The organism is Pseudomonas sp. Root71 (assembly GCF_001429045.1).
GTDB classification, from domain to species: domain Bacteria; phylum Pseudomonadota; class Gammaproteobacteria; order Pseudomonadales; family Pseudomonadaceae; genus Aquipseudomonas; species Aquipseudomonas monachiensis.
In genome coordinates this window covers 528,794-551,967 of sequence record NZ_LMHY01000029.1, presented here as the reverse complement: position 1 = coordinate 551,967, position 23,174 = coordinate 528,794, and the positions used below count along the sequence as shown (strand labels likewise).

At 59.8% G+C, this 23,174-nt stretch carries 17 protein-coding genes; 8 read left to right on the top strand and 9 right to left on the bottom strand.

Translation table 11 applies throughout. The annotated features are described in order from the left end of the window. Positions 1–3: 3 nt before the first annotated feature. Both ASD95_RS26305 and ASD95_RS26300 read left to right on the top strand, forming a co-directional pair. Positions 4–3,645 (top strand): transporter substrate-binding domain-containing protein, encoded by a 3,642-nt coding sequence (locus tag ASD95_RS26305; RefSeq protein ID WP_056727092.1) that lies wholly within the window; start codon positions 4–6, stop codon positions 3,643–3,645. Between the two features lie 49 nt (positions 3,646–3,694). Then, entirely contained in the window at positions 3,695–6,640 is a 2,946-nt protein-coding gene (locus tag ASD95_RS26300; protein WP_056727093.1) for an HD domain-containing phosphohydrolase, read from the top strand. Here ASD95_RS26300 and ASD95_RS26295 read toward each other — a convergent pair whose 3' ends face one another. Further along, positions 6,641–7,123, bottom strand: coding sequence for a GAF domain-containing protein (locus ASD95_RS26295; RefSeq protein WP_056727094.1), 483 nt, complete (start codon positions 7,121–7,123; stop codon positions 6,641–6,643). Next, positions 7,120–8,010 carry an ATP-binding protein gene (locus tag ASD95_RS26290; protein WP_056727095.1) on the bottom strand — a complete coding sequence of 297 codons (891 nt, stop codon included), beginning with the start codon at positions 8,008–8,010 and terminating at the stop codon, positions 7,120–7,122. Before ASD95_RS26290 ends, ASD95_RS26295 begins: the two co-directional genes overlap by 4 nt. Before the next feature lie 123 nt (positions 8,011–8,133). On the opposite strand from ASD95_RS26290, the gene ASD95_RS26285 reads away from it, so the two are divergent. Continuing rightward, positions 8,134–10,497, top strand: coding sequence for a hybrid sensor histidine kinase/response regulator (locus tag ASD95_RS26285; RefSeq protein WP_056727096.1), 2,364 nt, complete (start codon positions 8,134–8,136; stop codon positions 10,495–10,497). On the opposite strand, the gene ASD95_RS26280 is transcribed toward ASD95_RS26285, so the two are convergent. The 3 genes from ASD95_RS26280 to msrB all read right to left on the bottom strand — a co-directional run bounded on the left by ASD95_RS26280 (position 10,481) and on the right by msrB (position 12,018). Further along, complete coding sequence (locus tag ASD95_RS26280; protein ID WP_056727097.1) at positions 10,481–10,942, bottom strand: MarR family winged helix-turn-helix transcriptional regulator; 462 nt, start codon at positions 10,940–10,942, stop codon at positions 10,481–10,483. The genes ASD95_RS26285 and ASD95_RS26280 overlap by 17 nt on opposite strands. Further along, the gene (locus tag ASD95_RS26275; RefSeq protein ID WP_056727098.1) at positions 10,939–11,424 is read right to left on the bottom strand and encodes a glutathione peroxidase; all 486 of its coding nucleotides are present in this window, start codon (positions 11,422–11,424) and stop codon (positions 10,939–10,941) included. Before ASD95_RS26275 ends, ASD95_RS26280 begins: the two co-directional genes overlap by 4 nt. A 198-nt stretch (positions 11,425–11,622) precedes the next feature. Then, positions 11,623–12,018 carry a peptide-methionine (R)-S-oxide reductase MsrB gene (msrB, locus tag ASD95_RS26270; RefSeq protein ID WP_046043423.1) on the bottom strand — a complete coding sequence of 132 codons (396 nt, stop codon included), beginning with the start codon at positions 12,016–12,018 and terminating at the stop codon, positions 11,623–11,625. A gap of 226 nt (positions 12,019–12,244) precedes the next feature. Here msrB and ASD95_RS26265 point away from each other — a divergent pair, with 226 nt between their 5' ends. Beyond that, positions 12,245–13,456 carry a pyridoxal phosphate-dependent aminotransferase gene (locus ASD95_RS26265; RefSeq protein WP_007973513.1) on the top strand — a complete coding sequence of 404 codons (1,212 nt, stop codon included), beginning with the start codon at positions 12,245–12,247 and terminating at the stop codon, positions 13,454–13,456. Positions 13,457–13,771: 315 nt separating this feature from the next. Continuing rightward, complete coding sequence (gene htpX / locus ASD95_RS26260) at positions 13,772–14,662, top strand: protease HtpX (RefSeq protein ID WP_007973520.1); 891 nt, start codon at positions 13,772–13,774, stop codon at positions 14,660–14,662. 188 nt (positions 14,663–14,850) lie between these two features. Here htpX and ASD95_RS26255 read toward each other — a convergent pair whose 3' ends face one another. Next, positions 14,851–15,507, bottom strand: a complete 657-nt coding sequence (locus tag ASD95_RS26255; RefSeq protein ID WP_056727099.1) for a thiopurine S-methyltransferase — start codon at positions 15,505–15,507, stop codon at positions 14,851–14,853. Positions 15,508–15,609: 102 nt separating this feature from the next. Between ASD95_RS26255 and ASD95_RS26250 the strand changes: the two genes are divergently transcribed. Next, positions 15,610–16,377 carry a DODA-type extradiol aromatic ring-opening family dioxygenase gene (locus ASD95_RS26250; protein WP_056727100.1) on the top strand — a complete coding sequence of 256 codons (768 nt, stop codon included), beginning with the start codon at positions 15,610–15,612 and terminating at the stop codon, positions 16,375–16,377. Between the two features lie 169 nt (positions 16,378–16,546). On the opposite strand, the gene ASD95_RS26245 is transcribed toward ASD95_RS26250, so the two are convergent. Continuing rightward, entirely contained in the window at positions 16,547–18,220 is a 1,674-nt protein-coding gene (locus ASD95_RS26245) for a DEAD/DEAH box helicase (RefSeq protein WP_056727101.1), read from the bottom strand. 422 nt (positions 18,221–18,642) lie between these two features. Between ASD95_RS26245 and ASD95_RS26240 the strand changes: the two genes are divergently transcribed. After that, positions 18,643–19,434 carry a crotonase/enoyl-CoA hydratase family protein gene (locus ASD95_RS26240; RefSeq protein ID WP_056727102.1) on the top strand — a complete coding sequence of 264 codons (792 nt, stop codon included), beginning with the start codon at positions 18,643–18,645 and terminating at the stop codon, positions 19,432–19,434. Between the two features lie 89 nt (positions 19,435–19,523). Here ASD95_RS26240 and ASD95_RS26235 read toward each other — a convergent pair whose 3' ends face one another. Next, the gene (locus ASD95_RS26235) at positions 19,524–20,279 is read right to left on the bottom strand and encodes a spermidine synthase (RefSeq protein WP_056727103.1); all 756 of its coding nucleotides are present in this window, start codon (positions 20,277–20,279) and stop codon (positions 19,524–19,526) included. Positions 20,280–20,429: 150 nt separating this feature from the next. Between ASD95_RS26235 and ASD95_RS26230 the strand changes: the two genes are divergently transcribed. Next, a complete protein-coding gene (locus ASD95_RS26230; RefSeq protein ID WP_056727104.1) occupies positions 20,430–21,776 on the top strand; it encodes a class II 3-deoxy-7-phosphoheptulonate synthase in 1,347 nt (448 codons plus the stop codon). A gap of 114 nt (positions 21,777–21,890) precedes the next feature. Here the strand turns inward: ASD95_RS26230 and ASD95_RS26225 are convergent, their stop codons facing one another. Then, on the bottom strand, positions 21,891–23,120 hold the full coding sequence (locus ASD95_RS26225; RefSeq protein ID WP_056727105.1) for a winged helix-turn-helix domain-containing protein: 1,230 nt from the start codon (positions 23,118–23,120) through the stop codon (positions 21,891–21,893). Positions 23,121–23,174: the final 54 nt, after the last annotated feature.

Below are 23,174 nucleotides of genomic sequence, written 5' to 3'. Positions count from 1 at the left end.
TGGATGCCCAGCCGTTTGAAGGTCTATCTGATTCAACTGACCGCAGGTCTATGCGTGAGCACCACGTTGTTCGGCGCACCGGGCAATGAAAACTACACGCTGCTCAGCCGCTCGAAGGTCGGAGCGCTGGAGGTTCGGCTGGATGAATCCCAGCGACAATGGATAACACAAAAAACACAGCTGACGCTCGGTACGTCGGCCCCGGACTATCCACCATTCGACCTGACCACCAGTGGTCGGGACTATGAAGGGTTTACCGCCGATTACGCCGGTCTCCTGGAAAAAGTAACCGGTCTGCCCGTCACGGTTCAGCGTTTCGATTCCCGAGGGGCCGCGATCACTGCGCTGGAGAACGGTGAAGTCGATCTGCTCGGCACCGCCAATGGATTCGAAGCTGGCAACGCCGACATTGCATTGTCCATACCCTATGCCGTCGACCAACCCGTATTGGTGACCCGCGAAGGGGAAACCCGATCCCTCACTGATGGCTTGGCCGGATTGCGCCTGAGCATGGTGTATCACTACTTGCCAATGGCGGAAGTCAAGGCGTTGTACCCGAAGGCGATCATCACGTCCTATCCGTCCTACCAGAATGCGATCAATGCCGTTGCTTTCGATCAGGCGGACGTGTTCCTCGGAGACACCATTTCAACTCACTACATGATCAACAAGGGGTACCTGAACAACATCCGCATGGCCAACTTCGGCAAACATGAAGCCTTTGGTTTCAGCTTCGCCGTCAACCGGAACAATCCCGAACTGCTCGGCATCATCAACGCGATGATCACAGCCATCCCCTCCAGTGAACGAGAAAACATCGCCAAACGCTGGAGCGCCGGCAGCGACATTCTGCTGACCGATCAAAAGCTGCAACTCACTGAGCGGGAAGAACGCTGGCTGAGCCACCACCCGATTGTGCGCGTTGTTGTCAACGAAGCCTTTGCGCCACTGACATTTTTCGATAGCAATGGCAATTTTCGTGGGGTCACCGCGGATTTGCTTGAGCTGATCAGGCTGCGCACTGGCTTGCGCTTTGATATCCAGCGCAGTCGAAGCGATGAAGAGATGATCAAACAGATCAAGGACAACAAGGTCGATGTGATCGCCGCATTACTCCCCAGCGCCCAACGTCAATCTCAACTGAACTTTACCCGCCCCTTTCTGGAAAACTCCTACGTCCTGCTGACCCGCAAAGCCGGAGACAGCCCGGCCAACCTCGCGCAGTTGCAGGACAAGCGCCTGGCCATTGCCCGTGGCAATCCAATCATGGATTACCTGCGCATAGAGTTCCCCCGGATCAAGTTGATCGAAACCCCGGACGCCTTCAGTGCCGTAGAGTTACTCGCCGAGGGCCAGGCAGAGGGCGCAGTGAACTCACTGGTCATTGCCAATTACTTCATTTCCTCGCGGCTGTTCGAGCACACATTGCAAATCAGCACCGCCATCGGCACTGAGCAGGCGGCGTTTTCCCTTGCCACCGCTCTGGACGCCAAAGAGCTGAACGCCATTCTCGACAAGGCGTTGCTGAGCATCTCGCCGGAAGAACTGGGCATCATCAACAGTCGCTGGCGCGGCTATTCGGCATCCTCGCAAAGCACCTGGCGCAACTATCAAAGACTGTTCTACCAAATCGTCATCGGTGCCGGCGTGCTATTGCTGATTTCCATTGCGTGGAACGACTACATGCGACGCCAGATCAAGCAACGCAAGGCCGCCGAGCGTGCGCTGAACGATCAGTTCGAGTTCATGCGATCACTGGTCAATGGCACGCCCCATCCGATCTACGTGCGTGATCGCCAGGGGCTGCTGCAAAGTTGCAACGACAGTTACCTGCAAGCGTTCTGCGCCCGGCGTGAAGATGTCATCGGCAAAAGCGTCATGCAGGGATCGATGAGCAATGTGTTCGAAGCCCGGGAGTACCAGGCCGACTACCAGCGCGTAGTGGCCGAAGGCAGACCGTTGATCGTCGATCGCGAACTGCACATTGGTGGCCGGCGGCTGACGATCTATCACTGGATTCTTCCCTATCGGGATTCCAGCGCAAAAGTGCAAGGCATTATCGGTGGCTGGATCGACATCAGCGAACGGCGGCAACTGCTTGATGATCTGCGTTGCGCGAAAGAACGCGCCGATAACGCCAACCGGGCCAAAAGCACGTTTCTGGCCACGATGAGCCATGAGATCCGTACGCCAATGAATGCAATCATCGGCATGCTTGAACTGACACTCAAGCGTCTTGATCATCAGCACCCGGAGCGTCCGGCCATCGATGTCGCGTACAACTCGGCGAAAGGGTTGCTGGAATTGATCGGCGACATTCTCGACATCGCCAGAATCGAATCAGGACGCTTGAGCCTGAGCCCGGAGCGGGTCAATCCGGGTGAACTTGTGACCTCGGTCGTACGAATTTTCGAAGGCCTGGCCCGACAGAAGGAACTCGAACTGGTGCTGGAGTTTTCATCGGCAAATACGACCTTCGATGTGTTGCTGGACCCATTGCGTTTCAAGCAGGTGCTGTCCAACCTGATCAGCAATGCCATCAAGTTTACCGAACAAGGCCAGGTCCGGGTCATTGTCGAACTGCACCCGGCTACGCAACCTGAGCGTGTGCAAATGCAGGTGCAGGTTCACGACAGTGGCATCGGGATCAGCGAGCAGGATCAACAACGCCTGTTCGAACCCTTCGCTCAGGCTGACCATGCCATGCAATCGGCCAGGGGAGGCGCAGGACTGGGGCTGGTGATCAGCCGCAATCTCTGCGAGATGATGGGCGGTAGTCTGCAATTGCGCAGCGAGCCGGGCATCGGCACCCAAGTGGAGGTGTTGTTGCAGCTGGAAACGTTGCCGCTGCAACAGTCGATCCAAGCGGTCGAAACCCAAGTTGTCGTCGCCACAACCCCATTGAATGTTCTGGTAGTCGACGATCACTCGGCCAATCGATTGCTCATGTGCCAGCAGTTGGAGTTTCTTGGGCATCGATTTACCGTCGCGTCCGATGGGCAGGAAGGATTGGAGGCATGGAGAGATCAGCCTTTTGATCTGGTGATCGCCGATTGCAACATGCCGGTCATGAACGGTTACCAGTTGGCCCGCGCCATTCGCCAGCATGAACGCCAACTCCATCGCCCTCCCTGCACCGTTCTCGGCTTTACCGCCAACGCTCAACCGGAAGAAATAAAACGCTGCAAACAGGCCGGAATGAACGACTGCCTGTTCAAACCCCTCAGCCTCGGGGCCTTGGGACAATGGGTGCAAGGCATAAAACCCGGCCAGGCAGCTCCGGCGTTCAGCCTTCACGGTTTGAAACAGCTGACCGGGGGCAACCCGATGTTGAACCGACGATTGCTGAACGAGTTGGTCAGCAGCAACCGCCAGGACCTGCCAACGCTGCTGTCGTTATCCAGCTCCGGGGATACCCAGGCGCTACGGGACATTGCCCACAAAATCAAAGGTGCGGCCCGGATCGTACAGGCCTCCCGCCTGATTGACTGCTGCGAGGCACTCGAAGCCGCCTGCCATGAGGATTTCGATCGCGAAAAAGTGGCCGGATGCTGCAAAGCCATGGAGCGCGCCATGCTCGAACTGGAGGACGCGTTGCTACGTCAGATCGAGCATTACGACGAAGGCAAAATGCCAGAGCCTTAACTATGCTTGGTCCCTCGGCAGTGTGTTGACCATCCTGGAGAAACCCGCAATGCCTGACCCACTGCGCACGGATCCACGCCGGTTTCCGCTGCATATCCATATCAGCGTGATGTTCACCCTTCTACTGTTGCTGACCGGGACTGCCCTGGGGCTTTTCAACTACCGGCAAACCACACAGATCATCTTGTCCAGCAGTGAAAAACTCTTCAACCGCATTGAGCAGGATGTCCGGCTGGACCTGCACGCGACCTATGACCCCATTCGTCATCTGTTGAGCCTGCTGGCACTCAATCCGGCGGGCCAGTCCCCTGATCTGGAACAACGCCTGGCACTGCTCGAACCGTTCAGCCAGTCACTCGAGGACAACCCCAACCTGGCTTCGCTGTACCTGGGCTACGACAATGGTGACTTTTTCATGGTCCGCCCGCTGCGCACCCCAGCGGTCAAAGCCCTGGTCAAGGCACCGGACACGGCGGTTTACCAGGTCTGGAGCATCGAGCACGACAGCAGCGGCCAGGCCCACTCCCAGTCATTGTTTTTCGACCGGAACCTGGTACTTGTCAGCCGTCAGGACAACCTGAACGATACGTACGACCCACGCAACCGCGCCTGGTTTACCAGCGCCCGCGGCGACAATGACCAGATCACCACCGAACCCTATATTTTCTTTTCCACCCACAACATCGGCACGACACTGGCACGACGCAGCGGCGACAAGGCAATCCTGGCCGCTGACCTGACCCTGGCCGAACTCAGCGCGACCCTGGCCAAGCACGTCGTGACCCCCAACACCGAAATCGTGCTGTTCGATGCCCAAGGCAATGCCATTGCCTACCCCGACAGCCGCAGGCTGATCATCGATGATCAGACGTCCCGCCTGATCAAGGCGGCGGACCTGAGCCCCAGCCTGGGTGCGTTGCTCAACAGTCCCCCTCAGGGCAGTCACCTGAACGCCAGCGGCCGGCAGTGGATCGTGGCCCGCAGCAGCATGCAGGAAGGCGGCCCCCAAGGCCTGCAACTGGCGCTGCTGGTACCGGAGGACGAGTTGCTCGTCGACGCGTACCGGATGCGCTGGCAAGGTGCGCTCATTACCCTGGCAATCCTGCTGTTATGCGTGCCCCTGGGTTGGCTGACGTCGAGAGTCCTGGTCAAGCCCTTGCGCGCCCTGGTGCAGGAGGCCGACGCGATTCGCAGCTTCGATTTCAATTTTCCGCTTTCCCGTCGCTCGCCAGTGCTCGAAGTCGACCAGCTGAGTGTGTCGATGGCACGGGTGAAAGACACCCTGGCAAGCTTCTTCCAGATCACAGACAGCCTCAGCGCCGAAACCCGCTTCGCCCCACTGCTGGAACGGGTGTTGTTTGAAACCGTGAAAATCGGTCAGGCCCAGGCCGGCCTGATCTATCTGCGCGAAGGTGATGGCGAGCACATGGAACCTCACGGACTGGTGATCAACAACACCGCCGAGAACCTGCAAGCCTTCGACATCCGCGGACACTCGCTGAAGAATCCGCAAAGCCCCCCATGGCTGCACCAGTTGGCCAATGTCGACACTGTCGTCAGTAACCTGGGTTTCGAGCAGGCAGGTGATCTGCAGAAAATCCTGCTCTCGCTGGAAAGCCCCCGAGTCCATCTGATCGGAATCCGCCTGCACAATCGCCACAACGAAACCGTGGGTCTGCTGGTGTTGCTGTTGGCCGACAGCGGCGAGCAGAGCGATCTGGACAAACTGCGGCCGGACCGCATTGCGTTTCTCCAGGCGGTGTCCGGCGCGGCCGCCGTGTGTATCGAAAGCCAGCGCCTGCAAGCCCGGCAAAAACAGCTGCTGGACGCCTTCATTCAACTGCTGGCCGGCGCCATCGACGCCAAAAGCCCCTACACCGGCGGCCATTGCCAGCGGGTGCCGGAACTGACCCTGATGCTTGCCCAAGCGGCGGCAGACAGCCAGGAGCCCGCCTTCAGCGCTTATCAGCCAACCGAAGATGAATGGGAGGCACTGCACATCGCCGCCTGGTTGCACGATTGCGGCAAGGTCACCACGCCGGAATACGTTGTCGACAAAGCCACGAAACTGGAAACCCTGACCGATCGCATCCACGAGATCCGTACCCGCTTCGAGGTGCTCAAGCGCGATGCCTGGATCAGCTACTGGCAGGCCATTGCCCTGGGCGGTGACGAGCGAGCGCTGGCGGAACTGCGCAATACCAGCCTGGCCGGACTGGATGATGATTTCGCCTTCGTGGCCCGTTGCAATCTCGGCGGCGAAGCCATGGCCGACGCTGATCTGCAACGTCTGCGCCGCCTGGCTGAACGCACCTGGACCCGGACCCTGGATGACCGGTTGGGCGTGTCCTGGGAAGAAAACCGGCGTCAGGCCCGAACGCCCGCCCCAGCCCTGCCCGTCAGCGAACCCTTACTGGCGGACAAACCCGAGCACCTGTTCGAACGCAGCGAAAACGAAGTGATACCGCAGGACAATCCCCTGGGCTTCAAGCTCGACGTTCCGCCCCACAAATACAACCGCGGCGAGCTGTACAACCTGAGCATCGTCCGGGGCACACTGACGAGCGAGGAGCGTTATGTCATCAATAACCACATCGTTCAGACGATCCAGATGCTCAACCATCTGCCATTCCCCGGGCACTTGCGCAGCGTCGCGGAAATAGCCGGCGGGCATCACGAAAAAATGGACGGCAGCGGGTATCCGAAACGCTTGAAGCGAGAAGAGATGAGCCTGCCGGCGCGGATGATGGCGATTGCCGATATTTTCGAAGCCTTGACGGCCGCCGACCGCCCATACAAAAAAGCCAAGACCTTGAGCGAGGCGCTGAGCATCATGGCGTTCATGTGCCGTGATGCCCACATAGACCCGCAGCTGTTCGGGCTGTTCATCAAGGCACAAATCTATTTGCAGTACGCCAGGCGCTTCCTCGACCCTGGGCAGATCGATGCGGTGGACGCCTCCGGCCTGCTGGCCAAGGCCGGCCTGGCGTCTTGATCAGCAGTCGGTCAGGCGCAGGAAAATCGCCGCCAGCTGTTCGATCCCGGCTTGGTCCTGCGCGGTGAAACGCGCAAGTTTCGGACTGTCGAGGTCAAGCACGCCGATCAATCGGCCGTCTTTGACCAACGGCACCACCAGTTCGCTGTTCGAGGCGCTGTCGCAGGCAATGTGACCGGGGAACGCGTGCACATCTTCGACTCGTTGAGTCTGCAGGGTGGCTGCCGCCGCCCCGCAAACGCCACGGCCGAACGGAATCCGTACGCAAGCGATCTGCCCCTGAAACGGGCCCAGCACCAGCTCTTCATGACGGTTGAGGTAGAAACCGGCCCAGTTCAAGTCATCGAGTTGATTGAACAGAAACGCCGAGAATTGTGCGGCATTGGCGATAAAATCCCGCTCGTCCGCCAGCAATGACTCCAGCTGTGCGTGCAGCATGCCGTAGCCTTCGAGGCCCTGGCCGCTCTTTTGTAAATCGATCATGCCTTGTGCTCCAACAGTTTCAGCCCGACCCAATAACGAGCAAATTGATAGGCGCAACGCCCATTGCGATTGCCTCGGCCGGTGGCCCAGCGTACCGCCAGGATGTCCAGTTCCTCGGTGCGCTGCCACGCCAGTCCGGCCTTGCCGGCCAACTGGCCGATCCAGTGCTCGACGACGTCGAGGAAGTGTTCCTGGGTAAACGGATAGAACGACAGCCACAGGCCGAAGCGGTCCGACAGCGCGATCTTGTCTTCCACCGCCTCGCTCGGATGCAGTTCGCCGTCGACCCGTTTCCAGTTTTCGTTGTCACTTTCCTTTTCCGGCACCAGGTGGCGACGGTTGGACGTGGCGTACAGCAAAACGTTGTCCGGCGCCTGTTCCAGCGAGCCATCGAGGACACTCTTGAGCACTCGGTAATCACCCTCGCCCGACTCGAACGAGAGGTCATCGCAAAACAACACGAAACGCTGAGGCAGTTTGCCGATCTGTTCGACCACTCGCGGCAGGTCTGCCAGGTGATCACGTTCAATCTCGATCAAGCGCAATCCGGCTTGAGCGTGCTCAGCCAGCAAAGCGCGCACCAGCGACGACTTGCCGGTGCCGCGTGAGCCCCAGAGCAAGGCGTGGTTGGCCGGCATGCCGTCGAGAAACTGTTGGGTATTGCGCCCAAGCTGCTCGACTTGCCGGTCGACGCCGATCAGGTCCGACAAACGCATGTCGAGGCTGACCTCCAGCGGCATCAGATAACCGCCGCGCGACTCACGCTGCCAGCGCGCGGCCAGGCATTGTGTCCAGTCGATGGTGGGCCGGAAGGCCGGCAGCAACGGCTCGATACGGGCCAGAACGGCATCGGCGCGTTCAAGAAAAGCATTCAATCGGGAATCCACGACTTCTCCTCAGGCACGTTCACAGTAATGATGGTGATACAGCGACGAAACACAGCGTCACACAAGCGGCGGCCCCCGCAGTACAAGCCTCGCGAGAACATCAGCAGGCATGCATGATCGACTATGCTTGAGCAGCGAAAGGAAACCGAAGTGGTTCACCCCCTCATGGACATCAAATTCACCAACCGGCTGTCATTCAAGCAAGCCCGGCTTACTGTGCTGGTCGGTTTCATTCTGGGCACGCTGCTCAGCCTGCTGCAAATAGGCATCGATTATGCCAGTGAAGACGCCTCCATCAATCGTGAAATCCTTTCATTGCTGGAAATCAGCCACAACCCGGCCTCGCGAATCGCCTACAACATCGACGCCGAACTCGCCAAGGAACTGACCCTGGGCCTGCTGCGCTCGCCAGCGATCATCGGCGCAAAACTGACCGACAACAACGGTACCGTTCTGGCCAACGTCAAGCGACCCGGTGTGGAAAACGGTTACCGGATGCTCAGTGACTTCCTGTTCGGCGCCAACCGACAGTTCGAAGACCGGCTTTACCTGGATCATATGCCCAACGAATCCCTGGGTACGCTGCGGCTGAACGTCGATACTTACGCCTTCGGCGACCGGTTCCTGCGCCGGGCCGAAGTGACCCTGATCAATGGCTTCGCCCGCAGCCTGCTGCTGTCCGGCATCCTGCTGGCGCTGTTCTATGTGATGCTGACCAAACCCCTGGTGCGAGTCATCCGTGAACTCAGCGGTCGCGACCCGGGCAGCACCGAATCGACCTCACTGGAGTGTCCCACCGGACACGCCAACGATGAAATCGGCGTGCTGGTCAAGGTTGCCAACCAGCAATTCAAGAACATCGCCACCGAAATCCAGCAGCGGCGCAACGCGGAAAACCGCCTGACCGAATACCTCGGCCAACTGGAAAACATCGTCTCGGCCCGCACTGCCGAACTCAAGGCGATCAACGCGCGGTTGAGCCAATCCAACGAGGAACTGGAAGCCGCCCGCAGTACCGCCCTCGACATGGCCGAAGCCCGCTCGGTGTTCCTGGCCAACATGAGCCATGAAATCCGCACGCCTCTCAATGGCTTGCTCGGGATGATCGCGCTGTCACTCGACGGGCCGCTGAATGCCGAACAACAGCAGCAACTGTCTATCGCCCATGACTCGGGCAAAGTGCTGGTGGAATTGCTCAACGATATTCTCGATTTGTCGAAGTTCGATGCCGGCCAACTCGAACTCGAACACATCCCCTTCGACCTCGGTTCGCTGATCGAAGACACCGCCAACCTGTTGTCGCAGAACGCCGCCCCCAGCGTCGAACTGACCTGCCTGATCGATCCGCATTTCCCGGCACTGGTGCTCGGCGATCCGACCCGGGTGCGGCAGATCGTCAGTAACCTGCTGTCCAACGCCCTCAAGTTCACCCGTTTCGGGCGGGTCGACGTGCGCCTGTCGACGTTCGGCGACGGCGTCAGGATCGAAGTGTGTGACACCGGCATCGGCATCCCCCAGGATGCCCAGGTCAAGATCCTCCAGCCTTTCACCCAGGCCGGCGCCGGTATTACCCGTCAGTTTGGCGGCACCGGGCTGGGCCTGGCCCTGACCTACAACCTTTGCGAAGCCATGCAAGGACGCCTGACGATCAGTTCCGAGGCGGGGTTTGGCAGCCAGTTCTGCGCAGACTTGCCTTTGCCCAGTCATACTCGCGCAATGCCTGCTGTTTCGCTCAAGGGCAAGGTCATTGCCATCACTGCCGCCAGCAGCGGTCTGGGGGAACTGTTGAACAGCCTGTTGCCTGTCTGGGGGCTGGACTATGAACGGCGTTCCATGGATGACCCACTGTTTGGCCTGACAGCCGACGTGCTCATCACCGACTGCCCCGAATGCCTGTTCAATTTGCGCCCCACCCTCAGCGCGCCGATCCTGCTGATCACCGCTTACGGCAACTTCATGCCCAGCGAAGAGGCCAGCGCCCTCGCCCCCCTGCAACAACAGGCCCGCCCCTTGGCCCGCAGTACGCTGCTTCAGACGTTGCAGCGGATCCTGCAACCGCAAACCCACCCGATCAATGAGGCCCGGCTCGACACTCAATGCCCGCTACGCCGCGGACGAGTGCTGTTGGTGGAAGACAACCCGGTCAATCAGTTGGTGGCCAAGGGCATGCTCGGCAAACTCGGCTGTGAGGTCACCACCGCGGCTCATGGCGGCGAGGCCCTGGACCAACTCGAACAACGGGATTTCGACCTGGTGCTGATGGACTGCAACATGCCGGTGATGGACGGCTATGAAGCCAGCCGGCAAATCCGCCGCAACGGACGCTGGCCCCAACTGCCCATTGTTGCCCTGACGGCCAACGCCATGTCGGAGGAGCGTGAACGCTGTCGTGCCGCGGGCATGAGCGACTACCTGGCCAAACCCTTTCGGCGCGAAGAACTGGCCGCCCTGCTGGACCTGTGGATCCCCGCTACGACAACGCCTTGATCTGCCCCAACAGGTGATCGAGGCCATCGCGCAATTCGTTGAGACGATTCAGATCGACCCCGCTGTCGCACAACAGGCGCGCCTTGAGTGGCCCGACCTGGTCACGCAAGGCCGCGCCGGCTGGCGACAGGCTCAGGTGCACTTCACGCTCATCGCGCACCGAACGCTGGCGTTGCACCAGTTGCAGTTGTTCCAGGCGCTTGAGCAAGGGTGTCAGCGTGCCGGAATCCAGGGCCAGACGCTCGCCCAATGCCTTGACGGTCGGTTGCTCCGGGGCCGCTTCCTGCCACTCCCACAACACCAGCATCGCCAGGTACTGAGGGTAAGTCAGGCCCAACTGATCGAGCATTGGCTTGTAGGCGCGAATCACCGCCCGGGAAGCCGCGTACAGCTTGAAACACAACTGGCTGTCGAGCTTCAGGGAATCGACTGACAAGGTATTCATTTGAGCAGGGCTTCGATCTCGCGGGTCAGGTCCTGCGGCTTGGTCGCCGGAGCGAAGCGCTTGACCAGTTGCCCGTCCTTGCCAATCAGGAACTTGGTGAAGTTCCACTTGATGCCCTGGGAACCCAGCACCCCCGGTGCGCGCTTTTTCAATTGCACGAACAGCGGATGGGCATCGGCACCGTTGACGTCGATCTTTTTGAACAGCGGGAAGCTGACACCGAAGTTCAACTCGCAGAACTCGGAGATCGCCCCTTCATTGCCCGGCTCTTGTTTGCCGAACTGGTTGCAGGGAAATCCGAGCACCACCAGACCCTGGTCCTTGTAGGTCTGCCACAACTCTTCCAGGCCCTTGTACTGCGGAGTGAAACCGCACTTGCTGGCCGTGTTGACCACCAGCACGGCCTTGCCGGCGAAATCCGCCAGGGTCTTTTGCTCGCCCTTGATCGTGGTGCAAGGGATGCTCAGCAGGTTGTCGCTCATGTTTGAGGTTCCGAACGAATGGAAGAAACAACAAAATAGCTAGCAATTTAATTGTGTGCAATTTAATTAATCAAAACACTGACCAACTGTAGAAGCTGCCGAAGGTTCGGGCCGCGTTCGGACGATCTTTTGACCTGGTCTTTCTTGAGGCCAAGAATCAAAAGATCGCAGCCTTCGGCAGCTCCTACGGGGCTCGCATTACTCGCGGGGCACCAGGTCCAGGCATACCGAATTGATGCAATAACGCAGGCCTGTCGGCGGCGGACCATCAGGGAATACATGCCCCAGGTGCGCGTCGCATTTGGCGCAGACCACTTCGGTGCGGATCATGCCGTGGCTGACATCACGGATTTCGGTCATGGCGCTGTCGCCGATCGGCGCGTAGAAACTCGGCCAGCCGCAGCCGGAATCGAACTTGGTCCTGGAGTCGAACAGTGGCTCGCTGCAGCAGATGCAGTGGTAGATACCGTCGGTCTTGGTGGCGTTGTATTTACCGGAAAACGGACGTTCGGTGCCTTTGAGGCGGCACACGTTGTACTGCTCCGGGTCGAGCATCGCCTTCCATTCTTCCAGGGTTTTTTCCAACTTTTCCATCATCACACCTCAGCGGCTGAAAAAGCCCGATCTGTACCTTTTCCACGGATCGGGCGGCACGTATGATTGCGCCTCGTCAAACGCCAGTCTGGCAGCCAGACCACGCGCATTCAAACGGAAATATGGGTGCTGCATCTCAAGGCGTCAGGCCTGTGTGAATACGCAGGATTCCCAGCACGGTTGCCCAAACGCCGTCTGGATCGTTCATTTTCGGGAACACATCGCCATGCAGGTCAGCAAATCGAACAAGCTCGCCAACGTCTGCTACGACATTCGCGGCCCGGTGCTCAAGCACGCCAAGCGCCTGGAAGAGGAAGGTCATCGCATCCTCAAGCTGAACATCGGCAACCCGGCGCCTTTTGGTTTCGAAGCACCGGATGAAATCCTCCAGGACGTGATCCGCAACCTGCCGACCGCCCAGGGCTACAGTGATTCCAAGGGCCTGTTCAGTGCGCGCAAGGCCGTGATGCAGTACTACCAGCAAAAGCAGGTGGAAGGCGTCGGCATTGAAGACATCTATCTGGGCAACGGCGTATCCGAACTGATCGTGATGTCGATGCAGGCGCTGCTCAACAATGGCGACGAAGTGCTGGTGCCAGCGCCGGACTATCCATTGTGGACCGCAGCCGTGAGCCTGTCCGGCGGCAATCCGGTGCATTACCTGTGCGACGAGCAAGCCAACTGGTGGCCGGACCTGGCCGACATCAAGGCCAAGATCACCCCGAACACCAAGGCCCTGGTGATCATCAACCCGAATAACCCGACCGGCGCGGTGTATTCGAAGGAAGTGCTGCTGGGCATGCTGGAACTGGCCCGCCAGCACAACCTGGTGGTGTTCTCCGACGAGATCTACGACAAGATCCTCTACGACGACGCCGTGCACATCTGCACCGCCTCCCTGGCGCCTGACCTGCTGTGCCTGACCTTCAACGGCCTGTCCAAGTCCTATCGCGTGGCCGGCTTCCGTTCCGGCTGGATCGCCATTTCCGGACCGAAACACCACGCCCAGAGCTACATCGAAGGCATCGACATGCTGGCGAACATGCGCCTGTGCGCCAACGTGCCGAGCCAGCATGCAATCCAGACCGCCCTGGGTGGCTATCAGAGCATCAACGACCTGGTACTGCCCCAGGGCCGCCTGCTGGAGCAACGCAACCGCACCTGGGAGTTGCTCAACGACATTCCGGGCGTGAGCTGCGTCAAGCCGATGGGCGCGCTGTATGCATTCCCGCGGATCGACCCCAAGGTTTGCCCGATCCATAACGACGAAAAGTTCGTCCTCGACCTGCTGCTCTCCGAGAAGCTGCTTGTGGTTCAAGGCACCGCCTTCAACTGGCCATGGCCAGACCACTTCCGCGTCGTGACCCTGCCCCGTGTCGATGACCTGGAGATGGCCATCGGACGCATCGGCGGCTTCCTCAAGTCCTACCGCCAGTAAGCGGTCCGTCACCGTGCGATGCCCCCGAACGTCGCACGGTGATTCATCCGGCAACATTTATTTGCATTGGGCCACTGGCCGTCGCTTTGTCGCTACCGGACAGCCCCTTGCCTGCCCACGCCTAACAAAGGCTGGGCCTTCGGCACGAATTGACTGACAAACACTTCCTGCACACTTGTCGGAAATGCCCTGCAAGCAGCTAGACTGTTGCCGTAGGACACAGTTTGAAATAGTCACCCGGTTGAATACCCCGGTGCAGCACCTTATATACCCCGCAGTACGCTACATCTTTAGCTTGAGGAGATTTCTACAACCATGATGCGCATCCTGCTGTTCTTGGCCACTAACCTGGCGGTCGTGCTGATTGCCAGCATCACCCTGAGCCTTTTCGGCTTCAACGGGTTCATGGCGGCCAATGGGGTTGATCTCAACCTCAATCAGCTGCTGATTTTCTGTGCGGTCTTTGGTTTCGCCGGTTCCCTGTTCTCGCTGTTCATCTCCAAGTGGATGGCGAAGATGAGCACCAGCACCCAGATCATCACCCAGCCACGTACCCGTCACGAGCAATGGCTGCTGCAAACCGTCGAGCAACTGTCCCGCGAAGCCGGGATCAAGATGCCCGAAGTCGGTATCTTCCCGGCCTACGAGGCGAACGCCTTCGCCACCGGCTGGAACAAGAACGACGCGTTGGTTGCGGTCAGCCAGGGTTTGCTCGAGCGCTTCTCGCCGGATGAAGTGAAAGCCGTCCTGGCCCACGAAATCGGCCACGTAGCCAATGGCGACATGGTTACCCTGGCATTGATCCAGGGCGTGGTGAACACCTTCGTGATGTTCTTCGCACGAATCATCGGCAATTTCGTCGACAAGGTGATCTTCAAGAACGAAGAAGGCCAAGGCATTGCCTACTACGTGGCAACCATCTTCGCCGAACTTGTTCTCGGCATCCTGGCCAGCGCCATCGTCATGTGGTTCTCGCGCAAGCGCGAATTCCGTGCCGACGAAGCCGGTGCAAACCTGGCCGGCACCGCCGCGATGATTGGCGCCCTGCAACGCCTGCGGGCGGAACAAGGCCTGCCGGTGCACATGCCCGACACCCTGAACGCCTTCGGCATTAACGGTGGCATCAAGCAAGGGTTCGCCCGCATGTTCATGAGCCACCCGCCACTGGAAGAGCGTATCGACGCTCTGGCTCGTCGTCGGGGCTAAGAGACTTCACAGCAAAAATGAAAAGGCCCGCAGCGATGCGGGCCTTTTTTTGCGTGTTCAAAAGCTTCAGTGCTTTTCAGGGCCTCTTCGCGGGCAAGCCCGCTCCCACAAGGAATCGCGGTCAAATGTGGGAGCGGCGGTGCGACGATTCGACTTGCTCGCGAAGAGGCCAGTACTGCTAACCGTTCCTACCGACTGGAAACCCGATACACACGCTCCTCCAGCCGCGTGACACCCGCCTCCAGGAATTTCCCGCTCTCGCTCAACACATCCTGATCTTCCAGGATCTTCAGCGCCCATGAGTCCCCGAACAACCGTCGCACCTCTTCATCGAGTACGGCAAACGGCGGACCGGGCATTTGCGCCTGGTCGTAATCCAGGGTAATCATCAGGCCAAGGGACTCCTTCGGCAGAATCCGCTTCAAATGGGCGGCGTAGCGCTCGCGCATTTGCGCCGGCAACGCGATCAACGCCGCGCGATCATAAAGCGCGGAGCAATCGGCAACGTCGCCTGCCGTCAGCTCGAAGAAATCGCCGCACCACAGCTCAATGGAACCTGCCCGATAAACCTTGAACGGCCCCTGCTCGCTAACGGCCGGATCAAAGCCATGTTCGCTGAAAAACTCCTCGACGGCTTTTTCCGACAGTTCGACTCCCAAGACCTCATGGCCTTGATGGGCGAGCCATAGCAGATCCAGGCTTTTTCCACATAACGGCACCAGCACGCGCGCGCCTTCTTCAAGGCTCAACGCTGGCCAGAACCGTTTCAGATAAGGGTTCACCTGTGGCAGGTGAAAGCCGATCTGGTTCGCCGCCCACTTCTTGTGCCAAAACTCCGGCTGCATAAATAACCCCGAAAATTCGATCAAAACACCCTAAAACTTATATTAGATTTAGATTAATGATCTGACTGAAGATGTTGCATCTTAACTCTCAGGAGCTCATTCATGTTCCCCAGCCTGTACATATCCCACGGCTCCCCCATGCTCGCCCTGGAACCCGGCGCCAGCGGGCCGGCACTCGCCCGCCTGGCCGCCGAATTACCGAAGCCCAAGGCCATTGTGATTGTTTCCGCACACTGGGAAAGCAATGAGCTGCTGGTCAGCGGCAATCCACAACCGGAAACCTGGCATGACTTCGGTGGCTTTCCCAAAGCCCTGTTCGAAGTCCAGTACCCGGCTCCCGGCGACCCACGACTCGCCGCAGAGGTTGCCGAATTACTGAAAACCGCTGGCTTTGCAGCACGTATCGACAGCAATCGACCTTTCGACCATGGCGTCTGGGTGCCTTTATCGCTGATGTACCCGCAGGCAGACATCCCGATTGTCCAGGTTTCATTGCCCACCCGTGGCGGTCCCGCCCTGCAGACCCGTGTTGGTCACGCGCTGGCCAGCCTGCGCGAGCATGGCGTGCTGCTGATCGGCTCCGGCAGCATCACTCACAACCTGCGGGAACTGGACTGGCATGCCGGCCCCGAGAGCGTTGAACCCTGGGCCCGGGCATTTCGCGACTGGATGATCGAAAAACTCGCCGCGAACGACGAAGACGCGCTGCACGACTATCGCGCGCAGGCGCCAAACGCTGTACGCAATCATCCGAGTGATGAGCACTTGTTGCCGTTGTATTTTGCCCGCGCTGCCGGGGGGCCGTTCAGCGTTGCCCATCAGGGGTTCACCATGGGGGCATTGGGCATGGACATCTATCGCTTCGGTTAGCCAATAAGGCAAAAGATCGTCCGAACGCGGCCCGAGCCTTCGGCAGCTCCTACGGAGGAATGTGATCCCATGTAGGAGCTGCCGCAGGCTGCGATCTTTTTTACAGGCATAAAAAATCCCCGAACCAGTCGGGGATTTTTCATGTTCGATCAATCAGCCCGAGAGCGGATCAATCTTCGCGGTAGCGACGCAGCTTCAACTGCTTGCCGGCAACGCGAGTGTCCTTCAGCTTGGTCAGCAACTTCTCCAGACCATCTTCCGGCAACTCGACGAGGCTGAAGCTGTCACGCACCTGGATGCGACCGATCGCTTCACGCGCCAGGCCACCTTCGTTGAGGATGGCGCCCAGCAGGTTCTTGGCAGCGATACCATCACGCGCGCCCAGCGCGGTACGGCAACGTGCACGGCCTTCGCCCAGTGGCATCGGAGCACGACGCTCGCGGTCGCTACGCTCAGGACGATCACCGGAACGCTCTGGACGATCGCCACGCGGTGCATTGTTCGGCACCAGTGGACGTTCTTTCTCGATAGCGGCCAGGTTCAGCGCTTGACCGTTGGTTGCCTTGCGCAGCAGGGCTGCGGCCAGGGCACGCGGGCTGCAACCGATGTCGGCGGTCAGGCGATCAAGCAGATCACCGTGAGTCGATTCGGCCTCGGCCACCAGCGGCGACAGGCTGTTGGTCAGTTTCTTGATGCGCGCATCCAGAACGGCTTGAGCGTCCGGCAGACGAACTTCAGCAACCTTTTGACCGGTTACACGCTCGATCACTTGCAGCATGCGGCGCTCACGCGGAGTCACCAGCAGCAGCGCACGACCTTCGCGACCGGCACGGCCGGTACGGCCGATACGGTGAACGTAGGACTCCGGGTCGTACGGCATGTCAACGTTGAACACGTGAGTGATGCGCGGAACGTCCAGGCCACGAGCAGCAACGTCGGTCGCCACAACGATGTCCAGACGGCCATCCTTGAGGGAATCGATCACGCGCTCACGCTGGTTCTGGGCGATGTCACCGTTCAGCGCAGCGGCTTTGTAGCCTTTGGCTTCCAGGGCACTGGCCAGATCCAGGGTCGCTTGCTTGGTACGCACGAACATGATCAGGGCGTCGAAATCTTCCACTTCCAGCAAGCTGAGAACGGCCGAAGTCTTCTGGTCAGCGTGAACCAGCAGGTGAGCCTGCTCGATCGCGGTAACGGTCTGGGTCTTGGTCTGGATCTTCACGTGTTGCGGATCGCGCAGGTGGCGTTCGGCAATGGCGCGGATCGACTGCGGCAAGGTGGCCGAGAACAATACGGTCTGACGGGTTGCAGGCAGAGCCTTGAAGATAACTTCCAGGTCGTCCATGAAACCCAGCTTGAGCATTTCGTCGGCTTCGTCGAGAACCAGGTGGTTCACGGTCGCCAGTACTTTTTCGTCGCGACGCAGGTGGTCGCACAGACGGCCCGGAGTGGCGACAACGATCTGTGCGCCATTACGGATTGCTTTCAGCTGTGGGCCCATCGGCGCGCCGCCGTAGACAGCCACAACAGTTACGCCCGGCATTTGCTTGGCGTAGGTTTCGAAAGCGGTTGCAACTTGTAGCGCCAACTCACGAGTTGGTGCCAGGATCAGGGCTTGCGGTTCGCGCTTTGCAGGATCGATGCGATGCAGGATTGGCAGGGCGAACGCAGCGGTTTTACCCGTACCGGTTTGCGCCTGACCAATCATGTCGTGACCGGCCATGATGATCGGGATCGATTGCTGCTGAATAGCCGATGGCTCTTCGTAGCCAGTCGCGGTGACGGCTGCAAGAATATTCGGATTAAGATTAAAAGCGGCGAAGCCGCCGGTTTCCTGGGTCATGGGTCTGCCTCTAAGTGCATCCGCAAAGACCCATGCTCCAAAGCTGCGCGTGCCGTGTTGAGACTCAAGAGTCGCCCTGGCAGCTTTGTCGGCGGGGATTTGCGAAAACGAATGAATGAAAAGAATCGTCAAGGGAGAGTCCGCAGTACGGACGTGCAGCCGAAGCTGGCTTCGGGGAATTGCTCTACCTAAACGCGGCCCGGCTAAAGGCCGGCGCGCACTATACCGGAATTTGCCCAAAAAGGGAGCTTTTTTTATCGGAAATCCACCGGATACGCCGTTGTGTCACAGGCTTTGCGAATAATCGGTCAGCCGTCTACTTTTCAAAGGCCCGGCCTTGCGGGTGATGGCGCTAAAACGGTTCACCCTTTGCCGTGCAGACCGCCGGTCCGGCACGCCCTTCCCACCCCGAGGATCGCTCCATGAATCAGCCCAGCTCCAGTCGAGTCAGCCGCGAACGGCATGGCCACGTGTTCCTGATTGGTCTGGACCGGGTGGCCAAGCGCAACGCCTTCGATCTCGACCTGCTCAACGCATTGAGCCTGGCCTATGGCGAGTTCGAAGCCGACAGCGAGGCGCGGGTGGCGGTGGTGTTCGCTCACGGCGAGCACTTCACCGCCGGGCTCGACCTGGTCAATGCCAGCGTCACACTGGCAGATGGCTGGCAGGTTCCGCCCGGCGGCTGTGATCCGTGGGCGGTGTTCGCAGGTCCCAGGGTCAGCAAACCGGTGATCGTCGCCGCCCAAGGCTACTGCCTGACCATCGGCATCGAATTGATGCTGGCCGCCGACATCAACCTGTGCGCCAGCAATACCCGGTTTGCACAAATGGAAGTGCAACGGGGAATCTTCCCGTTCGGCGGTGCGACCCTGCGCCTGCATCAAGTCGCCGGTTGGGGGAACGCCATGCGCTGGTTGTTGACCGGTGACGAATTCGACGCCCGTGATGCCTTGCACCTGGGTCTGGTGCAGGAGGTCATGGCCAGCGAGGACTTGCTGCCCCGGGCGATTGAACTGGCCGAACGGATCGCCCGCCAGGCACCGCTTGGGGTTCAGGCGACACTGATGTCGGCGCGACAGGCCCGATATGAAGGGGAAACCGCGGCGGCAAAGGCGTTGCCGCTGCTGGTCAAGAAGTTGATGGCCAGCGAGGACGTCAAGGAAGGTGTGCGGTCGATGGTGGAGCGGCGGCCCGGAGTGTTCAAAGGTTGCTGAAAATCTGCGTAGGAGCTGCCGAAGGCTGCGATCTTTTGATCTTCAAAGATCGCAGCCTTCGGCAGCTCCTACAGGGGAATCTGTGCTCCTCAGGTGGCCGGGCGAATGCACTTGATCAACGAGTCCAGCGAATACCCCAACCGCGGCGCCAGCCCTTCGGCGCGGGCGATCAGGCCGTCCATGTCCAGTTCCTGGTCCAGCTCCGACGGCACGATCAGAATCACGTTGCCCTCCTTCACCGGCAGCTCCCAGTAATGTCGGTGGTATAAACCGCGCAACAAGGCGGCGCCCAGGGGTTTGCCATCGTCGGTAGCCCACTGATTGATGACCAGCCAGCCCCCCGGATTCAATCGCTTCTGGCAGTTTTCCAGAAAGCTCCAGGCCAGATGACCGACACCCGGCCCGACGTCGGTATAAAGGTCGACGAAAATCAGGTCCGCCGACTCAGCGGTGTCCAGCAGCTCCAGCGCATCGCCAACACGGATGTACAGGCGCGGATCGTCATCCAGCCCCAGATATTCAATGGCCAGGCGCGGTACATCCGGGCGCAGTTCGATGGCTTCGACATCTTCCAGCGGCAGAAACTTGAGGCAAGCCTGAGTCAGCGTCCCGGCGCCGAGGCCGAGAAACAGCGCACTTTCCGGTTGCTGGTGGCACAGCGCTCCGATCAGCATCGCCCGGGTGTAGTCGTACTCGAGCCAGCTCGGGTCGGCCGTGAACACGCAGCTTTGCTCGATGGCATCACCGAACTCGAGAAAACGGTAATCGGCCACTTCCAGCACGCGAATCACGCCGAACTCGTCCTGTACCTCGGCGAGCAGATGCTCGACGCGCTCCTCAGTCATTTCATCTCCTGATCGTCACCGGGGCCGGCAACGCAATAACACCGCGCGTGGAGAGCGGCAAAGGCGAGATTGTCGGCGAAGCGACGGGAACAGGTCACGCACTAATTTGCTGATAACATGGACGTCCGAGCGAAAACACTAGAGACCGTGATGAGCCAACCCTGGAGCCCTGACAGCTGGCGCGCCCTGCCGATCCAGCAACAACCCCGATACCCCGACGCCGCGCATTTGCAGCAGGTCGAGCAGACCTTGGCCAGCTATCCGCCGCTGGTGTTTGCCGGCGAAGCCCGGGAGTTACGCCGTCAGTTTGCCGAGGTGACCCAGGGCCGCGCGTTTCTGTTGCAGGGTGGTGACTGCGCCGAAAGCTTCGCCGAGTTCTCCGCGGCGAAAATCCGCGACACCTTCAAGGTGTTGTTGCAGATGGCAATCGTGATGACCTTTGCCGCCGGCTGCCCGGTAGTCAAGGTCGGGCGCATGGCCGGGCAGTTCGCCAAACCCCGTTCGGCCAATGACGAAACCATCGATGGCGTGACCTTGCCCGCCTACCGTGGCGACATCGTCAACGGCATCGGCTTCGACGAAAAAAGCCGCGTGCCGGATCCGGAGCGCTTGCTGCAGTCCTACCACCAGTCCACCGCGACCCTGAACCTGTTGCGCGCCTTCGCCCAAGGCGGTTTCGCCGACCTGCACCAGGTGCACAAGTGGAACCTGGACTTCATCGCCAACTCGGCGCTGGCCGAGAAGTACAGCCACCTGGCCGATCGCATCGATGAAACCCTGGCGTTCATGCGCGCCTGCGGCATGGACACCTCGCCGCAGTTGCGCGAAACCAGTTTCTTCACCGCCCACGAAGCGCTGTTGCTGAACTACGAAGAAGCCTTCGTGCGTCGCGACAGCCTGACCAACGATTACTACGACTGCTCGGCCCACATGCTGTGGATCGGTGACCGCACCCGCCAGCTCGACGGTGCCCACGTCGAATTCCTGCGCGGGGTGAACAACCCGATCGGGGTCAAGGTCGGCCCGAGCATGAACCCCGACGACCTGATTCGCTTGATCGATGTGCTCAACCCGGACAACGACCCGGGCCGCCTGAACCTGATCGCGCGGATGGGCGCTAACAAGGTCGGTGATCACTTGCCGCAGCTGATCCGCGCCGTCCAGCGTGAAGGCAAGCAGGTGCTGTGGAGTTCCGACCCGATGCACGGCAATACCATCAAAGCCAGCAGCGGCTACAAGACCCGCGACTTCGCGCAGATCCTTGGGGAGGTGAAGCAGTTCTTCCAGGTGCACGAAGCCGAAGGCAGTTATGCCGGTGGTATCCACATCGAGATGACCGGGCAGAACGTGACCGAGTGCATCGGTGGCGCGCGGCCGATTACCGAGGATGGCTTGTCGGATCGCTACCACACCCATTGCGATCCGCGGATGAATGCCGATCAGTCGCTGGAACTGGCGTTTTTGATTGCTGAGACACTGAAGCAGGTTCGACGCTAGATTTTGCTTGTCTGATAGACCGCCATCGCGAGCAAGCTCGCTCCCACAAGGGTCCGCGTTCGCCCAAACAACTCGGTCAACTGTGGGAGCGAGCTTGCTCGCGATGACGTCAGATCAAACACCGCCAATTTGTGTGAATGCCTCCCGCAACCTTGCCGCACTCGCCCGCGGGCAATTGAGCTGAACCTGCGCCAGCCCAAGCCAATCCGCCATCTGCCGCAGATTGACCGCCAACGCCAGCATCCCTTCCTCATCCAGCCCCGCGTCCTCTTCATGCACCGCATGCACTGCCAGACGGCCCGCAGCCCGTTCCGCGCGAAGATCCACCCGTGCTGCAATCCGTTCGTTGTGCAAAAACGGCAGGACGTAATAGCCGTACACTCGCTTGTCTTGCGGTGTGTAGATCTCCAGCCGATAGCGGAAATCAAACAGCCGCTCGGTCCGGCTGCGCTCCCAGATCAGCGAATCGAACGGTGAGAGCAATGCACTGGCGACGACTTTGCGCGGCACTTTCGGCTCGGGCAGACAATAGGCCGGTTGCCGCCAGCCCTGGACTTCGCAGGTCAGCAATTCCCCGGCCTCGACCAACTCGGCCAAACGTGGACGACTGTCCCCAGGGTTCAAGCGGAAATAGTCACGCAAGTCTTTCTCCGTACCGACTCCCAAGGCCGTTATCGCATGCCGCAACAGGCCGCGCTGGGCCTCGCCTTCACTCAGGATGGGGTGCGCAAGCACCGCCCGGGGAATCACCCGCTCCGGCAGATCGTAGAGCCTTTCGAATCCGCGCCGTCCGGCAACGGTCACTTCACCGGCAGCGAACAACCATTCCAGCGCATGCTTTTCCGCACTCCAGTCCCACCAGGGGCCGGCCCGCTCCTGACGGGTCGACAGACTTGCGGCCCCCAACGCGCCCTGCTCCTCGACCGAAGCCAGCACCCGGCGAATGGTGTCCTGCTGTTCACGGCCAAAGCGCGCCAATTGCTGATAGATGTCTTCGCCACGGCTCGCACGCTGCATACGCCAACGCATCAAGGGGTACATGGAAAGTGGCAACAACGAGGCTTCATGGCCCCAATACTCGAACAACGTACGGCGCCGGCCCTGGCTCCAGGCAGCCTGGTCGAGCAAATCGGATGAGTAATTGCCGAGGCGGGAAAACAGCGGAAGGTAGTGCGAACGCACCAATGCATTGACCGAATCGATCTGCAGAATGCCCAGCCGTTCGATCAGGCGATTGAGCGCAACTGCCTTGATCGCCGCTGACGACGACCGCCCGTTGAACCCTTGGGCGGCCAGCGCCAGACGCCGAGCCTGTTTGAGGGTAAAGGACAACGTCGCGGGCATGGGTGCCTCCTTGTCTGCTCGCAACCTACCTCACCGGTAAGGGGTTTGTGTAGC

Coding starts and splice junctions, on each gene's coding strand:
- ASD95_RS26305 (WP_056727092.1), top strand. CDS start 4: ATGCCCAGCCGTTTGAAGGTCTATCTGATTCAACTGACCGCAGGTCTA.
- ASD95_RS26300 (WP_056727093.1), top strand. CDS start 3,695: ATGCCTGACCCACTGCGCACGGATCCACGCCGGTTTCCGCTGCATATC.
- ASD95_RS26295 (WP_056727094.1), bottom strand. CDS start 7,123: ATGATCGATTTACAAAAGAGCGGCCAGGGCCTCGAAGGCTACGGCATG.
- ASD95_RS26285 (WP_056727096.1), top strand. CDS start 8,134: ATGCTTGAGCAGCGAAAGGAAACCGAAGTGGTTCACCCCCTCATGGAC.
- ASD95_RS26280 (WP_056727097.1), bottom strand. CDS start 10,942: ATGAATACCTTGTCAGTCGATTCCCTGAAGCTCGACAGCCAGTTGTGT.
- ASD95_RS26275 (WP_056727098.1), bottom strand. CDS start 11,424: ATGAGCGACAACCTGCTGAGCATCCCTTGCACCACGATCAAGGGCGAG.
- msrB (WP_046043423.1), bottom strand. CDS start 12,018: ATGGAAAAGTTGGAAAAAACCCTGGAAGAATGGAAGGCGATGCTCGAC.
- ASD95_RS26265 (WP_007973513.1), top strand. CDS start 12,245: ATGCAGGTCAGCAAATCGAACAAGCTCGCCAACGTCTGCTACGACATT.
- htpX (WP_007973520.1), top strand. CDS start 13,772: ATGATGCGCATCCTGCTGTTCTTGGCCACTAACCTGGCGGTCGTGCTG.
- ASD95_RS26255 (WP_056727099.1), bottom strand. CDS start 15,507: ATGCAGCCGGAGTTTTGGCACAAGAAGTGGGCGGCGAACCAGATCGGC.
- ASD95_RS26250 (WP_056727100.1), top strand. CDS start 15,610: ATGTTCCCCAGCCTGTACATATCCCACGGCTCCCCCATGCTCGCCCTG.
- ASD95_RS26245 (WP_056727101.1), bottom strand. CDS start 18,220: ATGACCCAGGAAACCGGCGGCTTCGCCGCTTTTAATCTTAATCCGAAT.
- ASD95_RS26240 (WP_056727102.1), top strand. CDS start 18,643: ATGAATCAGCCCAGCTCCAGTCGAGTCAGCCGCGAACGGCATGGCCAC.
- ASD95_RS26235 (WP_056727103.1), bottom strand. CDS start 20,279: ATGACTGAGGAGCGCGTCGAGCATCTGCTCGCCGAGGTACAGGACGAG.
- ASD95_RS26230 (WP_056727104.1), top strand. CDS start 20,430: ATGAGCCAACCCTGGAGCCCTGACAGCTGGCGCGCCCTGCCGATCCAG.
- ASD95_RS26225 (WP_056727105.1), bottom strand. CDS start 23,120: ATGCCCGCGACGTTGTCCTTTACCCTCAAACAGGCTCGGCGTCTGGCG.